Raw genomic sequence first — 15,488 nt, 5'->3', positions numbered from 1 at the left:
GGACATCCTTACATCTTGGCGGGCGCGGATACGCCGAGCACCGCCAGGCCGTTCTCGAGCACCTGCCGCGTCGCGGCGAGCAGCGCGGCGCGCGCATTGCGCGGCGCTTCGTCGTCGACCAGCACGCGCTCCGCATTGTAGAACGAGTGGAATTCGCCAGCGAGATCGCGCAGGTAGAACGCGACCGCGTGCGGCGCCAGCTCGTTCGCCGCGTGCGTGAGCATGTCCGGATACTCGGCGAGCTTCTGCATCAGCGACGCCGCTTGCGTGCTCGTCAGTTGCGACAGGTCCGCGCCCGGCAGTTGCGCGACGTCCACGTTGTAGCGCGACTTCAGTTCGTTGAGCACCGAGCAGATCCGCGCATGCGCGTACTGGACGTAGTAGACCGGGTTTTCGTCGTTCTGTTTCAGCGCGAGGTCGATGTCGAACACGAACTCGGTATCGGCCTTGCGCGAGATCAGGAAGAAGCGCACCGCGTCGCGGCCGCGCGTGATGGTCGCCTCGTCGATCAGGTCGGGTGCCGCTTCCTGGCCCGCGGCCGCGCCGCCCGACCATTCGATCAGGTCGCGCACCGTCACGTAGCTGCCCGCGCGCTTCGAGATCTTCACTTCCTGGCCGTCGCGCATCACCGTGACCATCTTGTGCAGCACGTAGTCGGGATAGCCCTTCGGGATCCCGACGTGCAGCCCCTGCAGGCCGGCGCGCACGCGCGCGATCGTGCCGTGGTGGTCCGAACCCTGGATGTTGATCACCTTCGTGAAGCCGCGCTCCCACTTCGTCACGTGGTACGCGACGTCCGGCACGAAGTACGTGTACGTGCCGTCCGACTTGCGCATCACGCGATCCTTGTCGTCGCCTTCGTCGGTCGTGCGCAGCCACAGCGCGCCGTCCTGCTCGTAGGTCATGCCGGCCTTGACCAGCGCGTCGACCGTCTTCTCGACGCGGCCTTCGCTGTAGAGCGACGACTCGAGGTAGTACTGGTCGAACTTCACGCCGAACGCCTGCAGGTCCATGTCCTGTTCGCGACGCAGGTACGTGACCGCGAACTTGCGGATCGCGTCGAGATCCTCGACGTCGCCCGTACCCTTGACCGGCTCGCCGTCCGACGCGGCGACCGTTTCGCCGTTCAGGTAATCGCGCGCGATGTCCGCGATGTATTCGCCGTTGTACGCGGCTTCCGGCCAGCCCGCGTCGCCCGGCTTCAGGCCGCGGGCGCGCGCCTGCGTCGAGATCGCCAGGTTGCCGATCTGCACGCCCGCGTCGTTGTAGTAGAACTCGCGGTGCACCGCGTACCCCTGGCTCGCGATCACGTTCGCGAGCACGTCGCCGAGCGCGGCCTGGCGGCCGTGGCCGACGTGCAGCGGGCCGGTCGGATTGGCCGACACGAATTCGAGCAGCACCTGCTTGCCTTTCTCGCGATCCGACGTGCCGAATGCGCGGCCCTGGTCGAACACGGCGGCGATCACCGCCTGCTTCGCGGCGGCCGACAGGCGCAGGTTGATGAAGCCGGGGCCGGCGATCTCCGCGGCTTCGACGAGGCCTTGCGCGGCCGGCTGCGCGGTGAGCGCGGCGACGATCTGCTCGGCGAGCTGGCGCGGGTTCGTGCCGAGCGGCTTCGCGAGCTGCATCGCGACGTTGCACGCGACGTCGCCGTGCGCGGCGACCTTCGGGCGCTCCAGCGTGATGGCGGGGGCGACGAATGCCGCGTCGGCGCCTTTCAGCGCGTGTGCGACCTGCTTGACGCTATCCGCGAGCAGGGCTTCGAGGGTCTGTTTGTGTGCTGGCAGCATGCTGGTAGAAGGCTTCGTTGGTGACGGCCGGAAACGCCGGGCCGCCGGCGCGCTTTTAAGCGCGCGTTTCAGGGATCGCAGAATTTTAACAGGTGCTAATATGCCGCTCAGGCGGCCCGCGTCCGCGAGGCCGGACGCCGGTCTGCCGGCGTTCCCCAACCGCGCCGCGCAGGCACAACAAGATGAAAAGGGAATTGTCATGATTACGTTCAAGAGCAAGGCGGCACAGGATCTCGACGTGCTGAAGGATTTCGCCGTGTATGTGCTGGGTCTCGTCGGCAAGCAACTGGGCGAGCGTGGTGTCATTACGCACGACGAACTGGACCACGCGATCGCCAAGCTGGAAGGCGCGGTCGCGCAGGCGAAGCAGGAGCGCGCCGAGCACGCCGGCCATTTCCACGAGGACGAAGCCGACCACGCGCACCACGAAGTGCCGCCGAGCCTGGCCCAGCGCGTCGCGCCGTTCCTGACGATGCTGCGCGAAGCGAAGGCCGGCCAGGCCGACGTGCACTGGGGCTTCTGAGCTTCCTTGCTTGGCGGATCGGACGGTTCGCCGGAAAGCAAAAAGCCCGCTTTTGAGCGGGCTTTTTATTTTGTCTGATGAAAGCCGCGCCGAGCGGAAGACGGGCGCGAAATCGGGGCGGCAGCGTGGCTGCTTGCCTTGACCGACGGGTGAAATTCCTTACAACTCAACGCAAGACTATGTGAAAGCGGGTGCGAAAACATAGCGCCGCCCGGGCAACCGGGTCCCACCTGGAGTGGGTATTTCGTCGAAAGACGGAAAGAGAATCCCGCATGCGACGGCTGCCGAAAGGCGGCCGTTGGTTTTTCTACGCCCGGATCTTGCGGTCTTCCAGGATTGCGCGCAGCAACGTGCGCAACGCGACTTTCCGGGCTTCCCGCTGGCGCCGGTTCAGGCCGCCTTCCAGCACGCAGGCCGACTGTACGCGCAGGATGAAGCGGCGTTTCCTGATCCGGTCCTTCGACACCTCGAGGAACACGGCGTACACGCGTTGCGTGTCGTCCGTTGCGACCGCTTCCGCCGTGACGAAATGGGATTGCCGTTCATCCGCGACGACGATCCGGCGCGTCCCCAGCCCGACGATCAAGCCGCGCAACAGCTTCCGTGACGCGCGATACCGGTCCGCGCAGAGCACGCGTGTCTCGCGGCCGTCGTCGTATATCTCGTCGTCCGAAATGGCATCGCGGGTGCGTCCGTCCCATTTGAAGCTGCGTGTGAAGCAGTGGCACGAGAACAGGACGAGCACCATCCTGATGAAGTGAGTCATTGTGCGACGCGCCCCTGGATCGGGGCGCGTGGCGATGGACGCGGCGGGTCGCCGCAGTCGACGCGGCTACAGTTGCGGCGCGAGCGCGCGGCGCGCGTCGTCGAGCGACAGCGCCATGCGTTGCGCGTAGTCCTCGAGCTGGTCCTGCCCGATTTTGCCGACCGAGAAATAGCGGCTGTCCGGATGCGCGAGGTAGAAGCCCGACACGCTCGCCGCCGGCAGCATCGCCAGCGAATCGGTCACGCTCATGCCGATCTCGTCCGCGTGCAGCACGTCGAACATGTCGCGCTTCACGAGGTGGTCGGGGCAGGCCGGGTAGCCGGGCGCCGGGCGGATGCCCGCGTACTTCTCCGCGATCAGCGCGTCGTTGTCGAGCGTCTCGCCGCTCGCATAGCCCCACAGCTCGCGCCGCACGCGCGCGTGCATCGCTTCGGCGAACGCTTCCGCGAAGCGGTCGGCGAGCGCCTTCAGCATGATCGCGCTGTAGTCGTCGTGGTCGGCTTCGAACTGCTTTTCCTTCACGTCGACGCCGAGGCCGGCCGTCACCGCGAACATTCCGATGTAGTCGGCGACACCCGATTCCTTCGGCGCGATGAAATCGGCGAGCGAACGGTTTGGCCGCATCACGCCGTCGACCACCGGGCGCACGCTCTGCTGGCGCAGGTTGCGCCACGTGAGCAGCACTTCCGAGCGCGACTCGTCGCTGTAGATCTCGATGTCGTCGTCGTTGACGGTGTTCGCCGGCAACAGCGCGATCACGCCGTTCGCGGTCAGCCAGCGGCCCTGGATCAGGCGCGCGAGCATCGATTTCGCATCGGAGAACACGCGCCGCGCCGATTCGCCGACGATCTCGTCGTTCAGGATCGCCGGGTACGGGCCCGCGAGATCCCACGTCTGGAAGAACGGGCCCCAGTCGATGTAGTTCGCGAGTTCGTTCAGGTCGTAGTTCCTGAACACGCGGCGGCCGATGAACTTCGGCTTCACCGGCTGATAGCCGGCCCAGTCGATCTTCGTCTTGTTCGCGCGCGCGTCGGCGAGCGTGACCATCGGCTGTGCCTTGCGGTTCGCGTGCTGGTCGCGGATCCGTTCGTAGTCGGACTTCAGCTCGTCGAGATACTTGGCCGCGCCTTCGTCGGACAGCAGGTTCGACGCGACCGACACCGAGCGCGACGCATCGGGCACGTAGACGACCGGGCCTTCGTAGTGCGGCGCGATCTTCACGGCCGTATGCACGCGCGACGTCGTCGCGCCGCCGATCAGCAGCGGAATCTTCTTCACGCGGAAGTAGTCGTCGCGCTGCATTTCGGACGCGACGTACGCCATTTCCTCGAGGCTCGGCGTGATGAGGCCCGACAGCCCGATGATGTCCGCGCCCTCGACCTTCGCCTTCGCGAGGATCTCGTTGCACGGGACCATCACGCCCATGTTGACGACCTCGAAGTTGTTGCACTGGAGCACGACCGACACGATGTTCTTGCCGATGTCGTGCACGTCGCCCTTCACGGTCGCGATGACGATCTTGCCCTTCGCGCGCACGTCGCCGCCCGCTTCCGCGAGCAGGCGCTTTTCTTCCTCGATGAACGGGATCAGATGCGCGACCGCCTGCTTCATCACGCGCGCCGACTTCACGACCTGCGGCAGGAACATCTTGCCCTGGCCGAACAAGTCGCCGACGATGTTCATCCCGTCCATCAGCGGGCCTTCGATCACGTTGATCGGACGGCCGCCGGCCGCGGCGATCTTCGCGCGCACTTCCTCGGTATCCTCGACGATGAAGGTCGTGATGCCGTGCACGAGCGCGTGCGAGAGCCGCTTCTCGACCGGCTGGTTGCGCCACTCGAGGTTCTCTTCCTTCTTCGCGCCGCCCGCCTTGAACTTGTCGGCGATCTCGAGCAGGCGATCGGTGGAATCGTCGCGGCGGTTCAGGATCACGTCTTCCACGCGCTCGCGCAGCTCCGCGTCGAGATCGGCGTACACGCCGAGCTGGCCCGCGTTCACGATGCCCATGTCCATGCCCGCCTGGATCGCGTGATACAGGAACACGGTGTGGATCGCCTCGCGCACCGGGTCGTTGCCGCGGAACGAGAACGACACGTTCGACACGCCGCCGCTCACCTTCGCGAACGGCAAGTTCTGCTTGATCCAGCGGGTCGCCTCGATGAAGTCGACCGCGTAGTTGTTGTGCTCCTCGATGCCGGTCGCGACCGCGAAGATGTTCGGGTCGAAGATGATGTCTTCCGGCGGGAAGCCGACTTCGTTCACGAGGAAATCGTACGAGCGCTTGCAGATCTCGGTCTTGCGCGCGTAGGTATCGGCCTGGCCGGTTTCGTCGAACGCCATCACGACCGCGGCCGCGCCGTAGCGGCGGATCAGGTTCGCATGGTGGCGGAACGCGTCCTCGCCTTCCTTCAGCGAGATCGAGTTCACGATCGCCTTGCCCTGCACGCACTTGAGGCCGGCCTCGATCACGTCCCACTTCGACGAGTCGATCATGATCGGCACGCGCGCGATGTCCGGCTCCGACGCGATCAGGTTCAGGAAGCGCACCATCGCCGCCTTCGAGTCGAGCATCGCCTCGTCCATGTTGATGTCGATCACCTGCGCGCCGTTCTCGACCTGCTGGCGCGCGACGGCGAGCGCCTCGTCGAACTGGCCGTTGAGGATCATCCGTGCGAACGCCTTCGAGCCGGTGACGTTGGTGCGTTCGCCGACGTTGATGAAGAGCGTCCCGGGCGTGACGTTGAACGGCTCGAGGCCGGCAAGGCGCATCATGTGATCGGTCATGGCGGTGCGAATTCTTTTGATGAAGGACGTGGGGCGGTCGGTCAGGCGTGGTCGCTGTACTGGTTCGGCCAGCGGCGCGGCTTCACGTCGGCGAGCGCCTTCGCGATCTCGGCGATGTGCTCGGGCGTCGTGCCGCAGCAGCCGCCCGCGAGGTTCACGAGGCCGGCCTGCGCGAATTCCTTCAGCAGGCCCGACGTGACGTCGGGGGTTTCGTCGAAACCGGTGTCGCTCATCGGATTCGGCAGGCCCGCGTTCGGGTAGCACGATACGTAGGTGTCGCACAGCTTCGCGAGCTCGGCGATGTACGGGCGCATCAGCGCCGCGCCGAGCGCGCAGTTCAGGCCGAACGTGAGCGGCTTCGCGTGACGCAGCGAATTCCAGAACGCCTCGACGGTCTGGCCCGACAGGATCCGGCCCGACGCGTCGGTGACGGTGCCCGAGATCATGATCGGCAGGCGCTCGCCGGTGTCCTCGAACAGCTCGTCGAGCGCGAACAGCGCGGCTTTCGCGTTCAGCGTGTCGAAGATCGTCTCGACGAGGAACAGGTCGACGCCGCCGTCGAGCAGCGCCTTCGCCTGCTGGTAGTACGACGTGCGCAGCTCGTCGAACGTGACGTTGCGTGCGCCCGGATCGTTGACGTCCGGCGAGATGCTGGCCGTCTTCGGCGTCGGCCCGATCGCGCCGGCGACGAAGCGCGGCTTGGTCCGAGTCGCGTATTTCGCGGCCGATTCGCGCGCGAGCTTCGCCGATTCGACGTTCATCTCGACGACCAGATCTTCCATCCCGTAGTCGGCCTGCGCGACGGTCGTCGCGCCGAACGTGTTGGTTTCGACGATGTCGGCGCCGGCCGCGAAGTACTGGTCGTGGATCTCGCGGATGATCTGCGGCTGCGTGAGCGACAGCAGCTCGTTGTTGCCCTTGACGTCGCGCGGGACATCCTTGAAGCGCTCGCCGCGATACGCGGCTTCGTCGAGCTTGTAGCGCTGGATCATCGTGCCCATCGCGCCGTCGAGGATCAGGATGCGCGATTTCAGCAGCGCGGGCAGGGCGGCGCCGCGCGTGTAGCGCGCGTCGAGCGGGACGGGAGCGGCGAGAGGAGTCGCAGACATGGGGTGGGAGACCGGCGAAGACGGAAAACCGTCATTGTAGCCGGTGCGTCAAGCGGTCGTCGGCCCTCGCCGTGCGGGCCGGACGGCCCGCTAAAGGAAAGCCCCCGCCGGCGAGCCGGACGGGGGCAGGATCGGAGTGCACGCGGCGCCGCATCGATGCGCGGCGAATGGCCCGGCCGCATGACGCGCCGGGCCGCGAGTCGTCAGTGCAGCACGACCGGCATCATCATCAGGCTGTCGAATTGTCCGAGGAATTCGTCGACTTCGTCGAGCGACGGCTCATCCTCGATCAGCTGCTTCACGTGCGCGCGGAATCGTTCGGCAAGTTCGCCGTCGATGAAGATTTCGCGCTGCGCGTTCTTGTCGACGATTTCGTATCCGCCGGCATTCATCAGGTGATGGCCGGCCTGCGGCGCAAATTCGACGACGCAGTAGTTGGGGCTGTTGTAGATCATTTGCATGGCGGCACTCCTCTTCGCAGTGGCATCTGGCCTTGTTGTCCCCTAGGTGGGGCAAGCCTTGCCGGTTTCAAGGGGCTTGCGCTGCACACCCCGTTCTCCCGTTGCGTGGGGTGTATCGGTTAGAAGCCGATGTCTATCAAACGTTTCTCATTGTGAGCCGGTGGACTGAAATAGTTGTTAAAGAGTGTCATCGGCCATTTCCGGAAAAACTGTAATCGGTCGAAATTGCCGATTCATGTGAGTTTATGGCTGTGTGACCGTCGACGACGCCGGTGGTTGCATCGTCGCGGGCGGTGCCGATGGCGCCGGTTCCGCGGGCGATGCGTGGGAGGGCGATGCCGCGGCGGGCGCGTTCATTGCGCCGCCCGCCGGCGCGGCGTCGGCGGGCACGTTCGGTGCGGCGAGGCGGCCGTGCCACAGCAACTCGATCTGCGCACCGTTCGGCTCTGTCTGCACGAGCCGCGCGGGCAGCCAGCCGAGCGACGGCGCGAGCCACATGTCGATGCGACGGGTGTCGCCGTCGCGGCGCGGCAGGCGCATGAAGTGCCGCGCCGCGACGATGCCGGCCTGCGTCTGCACCTGCTCGTCGCCGATCACCGTGATCGGCCAGGTCTCGCCGCTGTTGTTGTCGATCACGAAGAACTGCTGCGTGACGCCCGGTTTGTAGGCCGCGGGATTGCCGCGCAGCAGCCCCGACAACTGCATCAGCATGCTGAAACGGTCCTGCACGCCGTCGGGCAGCGGTGCGTTGTTCGGCGTGCGCGTGAACACCACCTGCCGGAGCTCGCGGTTGAAGATCGCGATGTCTTCCGGCCGCTTGCCGCGTTTCTCGACGTAACGGTCGGGCGCGACGCCGAATGCGTCGATGCGGCCTTCGCTGCGATAGGTGAACGGGCCGACGAACGGCACCGGCATCGACACCGACAGGTCGTACGTGTGCCCGTCGGTGCGCCAGTGGATCGTGCCGATCATGTTCTGCATGCCGTTGTAGAACGTGTCGTACTGCAGGTCGCCGGACGGCGGCGCGGAGAACTTCACGCCGCTCGTGGCCGGCCCCGGCGTCGCGGCGCCGGGGCCCGCGGCCGACGCGGCTTGCGCGCCCGACGCACCCGATGCGCCGCTCGCCGCGGATGTAGCGGCGGCCGGCGGCGCGCCGTGCTCGGCCGTTTGCGTGGAGGTGAGGACCGGCTCGTGCGACGGCGCGGATTTCGGCGGGGCCGCCTTCGGCGGGGCCGCTGTCGGCGCGGCCGGCCGTTCGACCGGCTTCGACTGCGGTGGCGTGGGCCGACGCTCGATCGGCTGCGGTTTCAGCAGCTCGATCTGCACGGGGATGTCGGCGGGTGGCGGCGGCGTGAACGATTCGCGATTGCGCATCAGCCAGAACCCGGCAAGCGCATGCAGCACCAGCACGGCGGCGAGCGCGACGCCCACGCGCAGCCAGCGGCGGGGTAGGGCGTGACGCGGGCGAAGGTCGGCAGACTGCATGGGCATCGGAACAGGGTCGGGGCGCTGGCGTGACGGCGGGCGCGCGGCGCGCGCCACAGGAATCGGACCGTCGGATGCGCTGCGCGTTCGCGACGCGATGCGTGACGTGGCGTGAATCGGATGCGTCAGGCGTCGCGTGCGTCGGGACTATAGCCGAGTTCGTAGGACAGTTTCCGCGCGCAGGCGCGCAGCGCGGTGTCGATCTCGCCGCCCCACGCGATGTCGAACGAGCCTTCCTGGCCGAGCGCGACGATCGCGAGCGCGAGTTCGCCGACCGCGTCGAACACCGGCATGCAGAACGCGTGGATCGTCGGCAGCAGCATCCCCTCGACGCGCGCGGCCTGGTGCTCGCGCACGTCGGCGAGCACCGCATCGACTTCGTCGAGCGTGCGCGGGCCCCCGTGGTGCGGCGAGCGGCGCGTATCGGCGAGTTCGCGCTCGAGCATCGCGGCGGTCTTGCTGCGCGGCAGGTATGCGGCGAACAGCAGGCCCGTCGCGGAGCCGAGCAGCGGCATCACGTCGCCGAGCTTCAGCGACGCCTTTGCCGGATGGCTCGATTCCATCCAGTGCACGATCGTCGGCCCCTGGTTGCCCCATACCGCGATGCCGACCGTCTGGTCGAGACGGTCGCGGAATTCGGTCAGCGCGATCCGCGCGAGCTTCACGCCGTCGACGCGCGCGAGCCGCGCAAGCCCCATCTGCAGCGCGAAGCCGCCGAGCTCGTAACGGCCCGAGACGGGATCCTGCGACACGACGCCGAGCCGCGAGAAGCTGACCAGGTAGCGGTGCGCCTTCGCCGGGCTCATGCCCGCGCGCTGCGCGAGATCGCGCAGCATCATCGCGCGCGGCTCGCTCGTCAGCACGTCGAGCAGGCGGAAGCCGACCTCGATCGACTGGATGCCGGAACGGACTTTCTCGCCGTGCTCGCCGGAGGCGGCGTCGTCGGTATCGGAGTCGGCGAGATCGTCGTCGGGGAGCGGGCTGGCGGGCATGGGCGGCGGGTGGGCGAAAATGCGGCAGGAAACGGAGCGAAAAAACGGGGCGAAAACGGCGTGCGCGATCACGGCGCGCCGCATGGATTCACCATCGTAAAATAGATTCCTTCCATCGTCACTACAACGGCAGATCCTCCCTATGAAACTTGCTTCGCTGAAGGACGGCACGCGCGACGGCCAGCTGATCGTCGTGTCGCGCGACCTGCACACCGCGGCGATTGCCGATGCGATCGCGCCGACGCTGCAGCGCGTCCTCGACGACTGGGCGTTCTATGCGCCGCAACTGCGCGACCTGTACGACGCGCTGAACCACGGCCGCGCGCGCAACGCGTTCGCGTTCGACCCGGCCAACTGCATGGCGCCGCTGCCGCGCGCGTTCCAGTGGGCCGACGGTTCCGCGTACGTGAACCACGTCGAGCTCGTGCGCCGCGCGCGCGGCGCCGAGATGCCGGCCGAGTTCTGGACCGATCCGCTGATGTACCAGGGCGGCAGCGACGATTTCCTGGGGCCGCGCGACGACGTCGTGTGCCCGTCCGAGGAATGGGGCATCGATTTCGAGGCGGAAGTCGCGGTGATCACCGGAGACGTGCCGATGAGCGCGTCGCCCGACGACGCACTGAAGGCCGTGCGGCTCGTCACGCTCGTGAACGACGTGTCGCTGCGCAACCTGATTCCGGCCGAACTCGCGAAGGGCTTCGGCTTCTTCCAGAGCAAGCCGGCCACCGCGTTCGCGCCGGTCGCCGTCACGCCCGACGAACTCGGCGACGAATGGCGCGAGGGCCGCGTGCATCGCCCGATGATCGTCCACTGGAACGGCAAGAAGGTCGGCCAACCCGACGCCGGCACCGACATGGTGTTCCACTTCGGCCAGTTGATCGCGCACGCGGCGAAGACGCGCAACCTGCGTGCCGGCTCGATCGTCGGCTCGGGCACGGTGTCGAACAAGGATGCGAAGCGCGGCTACTGCTGCATCGCCGAGAAGCGCTGCCTCGAGACGATCGAGCACGGCGCGCCGCAGACCGAATTCATGCGCTACGGCGACACCGTGCGCATCGAGATGTTCGATGCGGCCGGCAAGTCGATCTTCGGCGCGATCGAGCAGTCGGTTTCGCCGCCCGACGGCGCGGCATAAGCGGCGCGATACGCAACGACACGGCGAAACCCGGCTTCGGCCCGCGCGCCGGGTTTCGCCCGATGTTTGACCGCGCGGGCTTGGCTACACTCGATTCAAGCGCTCGAGCGCCTCGAGCAAGGAGCAGCAGATGGCCGATCTCGCCGCATACGGCGGCTACGAAGCACTGAAGGTGACGCGCCGCGCCCATGGCGTGCTCGACATCGTGATGAGCGGCGAGGGCGCGAACCGCAGCGGCCTCGCGACCGCGAACGCGCGCATGCATCGCGAGCTCGCCGACATCTGGCGCGACGTCGATCGCGATCCCGACACGCGCGTCGCGGTGATCCGCGGCGAAGGCAAGGGCTTTTCGGCGGGCGGCGATCTCGCGCTCGTCGAGGACATGGCGAACGATTTCGACGTGCGCGCCCGCGTGTGGCGCGAGGCGCGCGATCTCGTCTACAACGTGATCAACTGCAGCAAGCCGATCGTGTCGGCGATGCACGGGCCGGCCGTCGGCGCGGGGCTCGTCGCCGGGCTGCTCGCCGACATCTCGATCGCCGCGAAGGATGCGCGCATCATCGACGGCCATACGCGGCTCGGCGTCGCGGCCGGCGACCACGCGGCGATCGTGTGGCCGCTCTTGTGCGGGATGGCGAAGGCGAAGTACTACCTGATGCTGTGCGAGCCCGTGAGCGGCGAGGAGGCCGAGCGGATCGGGCTGGTCTCGCTCGCGGTCGAGCCGGCCGACCTGCTGCCGAAGGCATACGAAGTGGCCGAGCGGCTCGCGCACGGTTCGCAGTCGGCGATCCGCTGGACCAAGTACGCGCTGAACAACTGGCTGCGCACGGCCGGGCCCACCTTCGATACGTCGCTCGCGCTCGAATTCATGGGTTTTTCGGGGCCCGACGTGCAGGAAGGCATCCGCTCGCTGCGCGAACGGCGCCCGCCCGCATTTCCCGGAGACGCACCGTTCTGACGTGCGCGCTATGATCGAACCACGCGCGGCTGCGCGACGCTCGGCGGCCGCCTCGCTCCCCCAGTCAACCAGGATGCCCGTATGACGACCGATGCCTCCGGCGCCAACCCTTTCGCCGGCTTTGCCGGGTTCCAGCCCGCCGACATGATGGACCGGATGTGGGACATGATGCGGATGTCGCCGTTCGGCGGGATGGCGCCGTTTCCAGGCGCCACGCACGGGCTGCCGCCGTCGCTGTCGAGCATGTCCGACATGATGTCGCCGCTCACGAACGTCGAGGAACTCGACAAGCGGATCACCGATCTGCGCGCGGTCGAGCAGTGGCTGAAGCTCAATCTCGGGATGCTGCAGTCCGCGATCCAGGCGCTCGAGGTGCAGCGCGCGACGCTCGCGACGCTGCGTGCGTTCGGCGCGTTCGCGCAAAGCTCGATGTCGGCGGCCGAGGAAGCGGCCGTGGCCGCCGCGCAGGCCGCGAAACCCGCGTCGGCGGGCGAGGCCGCGGCCGATGCTGCGGATGCGCCGGAAGGCGACCCCGCGCAGCAGCCGTTCGATCCGTCCGGCTGGTGGAATCTGCTGCAGACGCAATTCAACCAGCTCGCGAGCCTCGCGATGGCGCAGCCGGGCATGCAGCCGGCCGCGCCGGACGCCGCGCCGCCGGAGACCGCCGCCGCGCCGGAACCCGCCGCGAAGTCCGCCGCGGCCGCGCCGCGCAAGCCCGCCGCGAAGCGCGCGAAGCCGTCCGGCTCGGCCGCGGCGCGCGCGGCGGCCGCTTCGTCGCCCGAAACGCGTCCGCCGAAGCGCTCGACGTGATGCGGCGCAGGTAGCAGGCCGATCATGCGACTCGCGCTCGTTCTGATGGGAGGCGGCGCGCGCGCCGCATACCAGGTCGGCGTGCTGAAGGCGCTGGCCGAGATCGCGCGCGAGGCCGATCCGCGGCGGCATACGGTGCCGTTCGCGGTCGTGTGCGGTTCGTCGGCCGGCGCGATCAACGCGACGTCGATCGCGAGCCACGCGGACGACTTCTCCCACGGCGTGCGGCGCCTGCTCGAATTCTGGGAGCCGCTGCGCGCCGATTACGTGTATCGCACCGACTGGCTCGGCATCGCGGGCGCCGGCGCGCGCTGGCTCGCGACGATGACGTTCGGCTGGGCGGCCCGCCGCTCGCCGCGCGGGCTGCTCGACAACACGCCGCTCGCGCACCTGCTGCAACGCGAGCTCAGCTTCCACCGGATCGAGCAGATGCTCGAGGCGCGCCTGCTGCACGCGCTCGCGATCACCGCGCTCAGCTATTCGAGCGGCCGGCACCTCACGTTCTATCAGGCCGCCGAGCCGATCCAGGCATGGCGGCGCGCGCAGCGCACCGCGCGGCTCGTCGACCTGTCGGCGTCGCACCTGCTCGCGTCGTCGGCCATTCCGTTCGTGTTCCCCGCCGTGCCGCTCGTGCTCGACGGGCAGGTCGAGTACTTCGGCGACGGCTCGATCCGGCAGATCGCGCCGCTGTCGCCGGCGATCCACTTCGGCGCGGACCGGATCGTCGTCGTCGGCGCGGCCGATCCGCGGCCCGAGATTCCGGCCGCGAACGGCACGGGACGGGCCCGTGGCTACCCGACGCTCGCGCAGATCGGCCAGCAGGTGCTCGCGAGCGTGTTCCTCGACTCGATCGGCTCGGACATCGAACGGATCGAGCACATCAACCAGATGATCGAGCACCTGCCGCACCAGGTCGAGATCGACAGCGGCTGGCGGCACGTCGACGTGCTCGCGATCGCGCCGTCCGAGCGCATCGAACTGATCGCCGCGAAGCACCTGAAGCAGATGCCGGCGACGATGCGCGGGCTGCTCGGCGCGATCGGCGGCAGCCAGCCGGCCGGCGCGTCGTTCGCCAGCTACCTGCTGTTCGAGGAAGCGTTCACGCGCGAGCTGATCGAGCTCGGCTACCGCGACGGCCGGGCCCAGCAGGAGACGCTCGCCGGCTGGATCGCGGGGGCGGACGGCGGCAGTGCGCCGGCGGCCGGCACGCCGCCGGAAGGCGGCCTCGCGACCGGCGAAATACGGATCTGACACGCGCAGGCGTACTGTAAGGTTGCATTTTCGCGACGGCCGGCCGCGACCGATCGCCGCACCCCGGTTGGCGGCGCGCGACCGGCCGGGCGTCTCGGAACCGTCATGCACGCGTGCTATCATGGCCGCCGCCGTATACACCATATCGAGCAGCCCGCCGATCCGGTATCCGCACGGGGCCTTTCGGGGACCCGCCTGGGGCAGGGGACGGGCGCGCCAACGAGCCGGCCAGCGCCGGCCCCCCACTCAGGCAAGCGCGGCCGGCTCCGCTCGAACGGAGCGGGTCGCGGCATGCCCAACGGCGGCAACGCGGCCGCCTGGCTGCCGGACGAGGAATCGGCGTCCGGCGGGTCGGTTTCCCGCGTAAAATTACAGTCTTGGCTGCAAAAAGCGCGCGCGGCGCGCTTGCGCGGCAACAGTCACGTTTAGAGAAGTCGCATTGCGCAGAACAGGGGTGGGACCATCATGAACACCATGCTTTATCCGGAACTTTACAGGTCGCTCGAAGCTGTCCGCTGGGACATGGAGAAGGACATTCCGTGGGACAAGTTCGACGCTTCGCTGCTCACCGACGAGCAGGCGAAGACGATCAAGATGAACGCGATCACCGAATGGTCGGCGCTGCCCGCGACGGAAATGTTCCTGCGCGACAACCAGCACGACAGCGATTTTTCCGCGTTCATGAGCGTATGGTTCTTCGAGGAGCAGAAGCATTCGCTCGTGCTGATGGAATACCTGCGCCGCTTCAAGCCGGAGATGGTGCCGACCGAAGAGGAACTGCACGCGGTGCGCTTCCAGTTCGATCCGGCGCCGCCGCTCGAGACGCTGATGCTGCACTTCTGCGGCGAAATCCGCCTGAACCACTGGTACCGCTGCGCGGCCGACTGGCACACCGAGCCCGTCATCAAGCAGATCTACGAAACGATTTCGCGCGACGAAGCGCGTCATGGCGGCGCGTACCTGCGCTACATGAAGAAAGCGCTGAACAACTGCGGCGACGTCGCCCGTGCCGCATTCGCGAAGATCGGCGTGCTGATGGCGTCGGCGCGTCGCACCGAGAAGCCGCTGCACCCGACCAACCTGCACGTGAACCAGGCGCTGTTCCCGCGCGACACCGTGCAGTCGCGCCTGCCGGATCCGGAATGGCTCGAGCGCTGGCTCGACGAGCAGATCCGTTTCGACGGCGAGTGGGAGAAGAAGGTCGTCGAGCGGATCCTGCACAACCTGTCGATCCTGTTCGAGCGCACGTTCGCGACCGCGCAGGAACTGAACCGCTACCGCAAGGAAGTCACCGGCCGCCTGCAGGCCGAAAGCGGCCCGTCGTCGGCCGCGCAGCCGGCCTGAGGCCGGCCGGCGCCGCCGCCGCAAGTCGGGTCCGATTCACACCCGATTCGCGCGGCTCGCGGCACCGTGTCGCGTTCGTT

At 67.8% G+C, this 15,488-nt stretch carries 13 protein-coding genes; 6 read left to right on the top strand and 7 right to left on the bottom strand.

Annotation, left to right across the window (positions count from 1 at the left end; genetic code table 11):
• Positions 1-8: 8 nt before the first annotated feature.
• Positions 9-1,790, bottom strand: coding sequence for an arginine--tRNA ligase (gene argS / locus CFB89_RS15275; protein WP_089468576.1), 1,782 nt, complete (start codon positions 1,788-1,790; stop codon positions 9-11).
• A 199-nt stretch (positions 1,791-1,989) separates the two neighbouring features.
• On the opposite strand from argS, the gene CFB89_RS15270 reads away from it, so the two are divergent.
• Entirely contained in the window at positions 1,990-2,313 is a 324-nt protein-coding gene (locus tag CFB89_RS15270) for a DUF1840 domain-containing protein (RefSeq protein WP_006489103.1), read from the top strand.
• Between the two features lie 307 nt (positions 2,314-2,620).
• On the opposite strand, the gene CFB89_RS15265 is transcribed toward CFB89_RS15270, so the two are convergent.
• The 6 genes from CFB89_RS15265 to CFB89_RS15235 all read right to left on the bottom strand — a co-directional run bounded on the left by CFB89_RS15265 (position 2,621) and on the right by CFB89_RS15235 (position 9,910).
• The gene (locus CFB89_RS15265) at positions 2,621-3,079 is read right to left on the bottom strand and encodes a hypothetical protein (RefSeq protein ID WP_256979675.1); all 459 of its coding nucleotides are present in this window, start codon (positions 3,077-3,079) and stop codon (positions 2,621-2,623) included.
• Between the two features lie 66 nt (positions 3,080-3,145).
• The gene (gene metH / locus CFB89_RS15260) at positions 3,146-5,875 is read right to left on the bottom strand and encodes a methionine synthase (RefSeq protein ID WP_373559865.1); all 2,730 of its coding nucleotides are present in this window, start codon (positions 5,873-5,875) and stop codon (positions 3,146-3,148) included.
• A 29-nt stretch (positions 5,876-5,904) separates the two neighbouring features.
• Complete coding sequence (locus CFB89_RS15255) at positions 5,905-6,972, bottom strand: homocysteine S-methyltransferase family protein (RefSeq protein WP_089468574.1); 1,068 nt, start codon at positions 6,970-6,972, stop codon at positions 5,905-5,907.
• A 203-nt stretch (positions 6,973-7,175) separates the two neighbouring features.
• Positions 7,176-7,433 (bottom strand): DUF3567 domain-containing protein, encoded by a 258-nt coding sequence (locus tag CFB89_RS15250; protein ID WP_006477667.1) that lies wholly within the window; start codon positions 7,431-7,433, stop codon positions 7,176-7,178.
• Positions 7,434-7,676: 243 nt separating this feature from the next.
• Positions 7,677-8,924 (bottom strand): DUF3108 domain-containing protein, encoded by a 1,248-nt coding sequence (locus CFB89_RS15240; RefSeq protein WP_089468573.1) that lies wholly within the window; start codon positions 8,922-8,924, stop codon positions 7,677-7,679.
• A 119-nt stretch (positions 8,925-9,043) separates the two neighbouring features.
• Complete coding sequence (locus CFB89_RS15235) at positions 9,044-9,910, bottom strand: IclR family transcriptional regulator (RefSeq protein ID WP_089468572.1); 867 nt, start codon at positions 9,908-9,910, stop codon at positions 9,044-9,046.
• Between the two features lie 142 nt (positions 9,911-10,052).
• Here CFB89_RS15235 and CFB89_RS15230 point away from each other — a divergent pair, with 142 nt between their 5' ends.
• The 5 genes from CFB89_RS15230 to CFB89_RS15205 all read left to right on the top strand — a co-directional run bounded on the left by CFB89_RS15230 (position 10,053) and on the right by CFB89_RS15205 (position 15,408).
• Complete coding sequence (locus tag CFB89_RS15230) at positions 10,053-11,045, top strand: fumarylacetoacetate hydrolase family protein (RefSeq protein ID WP_089468571.1); 993 nt, start codon at positions 10,053-10,055, stop codon at positions 11,043-11,045.
• 130 nt (positions 11,046-11,175) lie between these two features.
• The gene (locus CFB89_RS15225; protein ID WP_089468570.1) at positions 11,176-12,003 is read left to right on the top strand and encodes an enoyl-CoA hydratase/isomerase family protein; all 828 of its coding nucleotides are present in this window, start codon (positions 11,176-11,178) and stop codon (positions 12,001-12,003) included.
• Positions 12,004-12,084: 81 nt separating this feature from the next.
• Complete coding sequence (locus CFB89_RS15220) at positions 12,085-12,813, top strand: PhaM family polyhydroxyalkanoate granule multifunctional regulatory protein (RefSeq protein ID WP_089468569.1); 729 nt, start codon at positions 12,085-12,087, stop codon at positions 12,811-12,813.
• A gap of 24 nt (positions 12,814-12,837) precedes the next feature.
• The gene (locus tag CFB89_RS15215; protein WP_089468568.1) at positions 12,838-14,064 is read left to right on the top strand and encodes a patatin-like phospholipase family protein; all 1,227 of its coding nucleotides are present in this window, start codon (positions 12,838-12,840) and stop codon (positions 14,062-14,064) included.
• 465 nt (positions 14,065-14,529) lie between these two features.
• Positions 14,530-15,408: a diiron oxygenase gene (locus CFB89_RS15205; protein ID WP_011353352.1), complete on the top strand. Its 879-nt coding sequence runs from the start codon at positions 14,530-14,532 to the stop codon at positions 15,406-15,408.
• The last annotated feature ends 80 nt before the right edge of the window (positions 15,409-15,488 follow it).

It is taken from the genome of Burkholderia sp. AU16741 (assembly GCF_002223345.1).
In the GTDB taxonomy this organism is placed as follows: Bacteria; Pseudomonadota; Gammaproteobacteria; order Burkholderiales; family Burkholderiaceae; genus Burkholderia; species Burkholderia sola.
The sequence above is the reverse complement of the archived record's forward strand: the minus strand, read 5'-3'. Positions and strand labels throughout refer to the sequence as shown.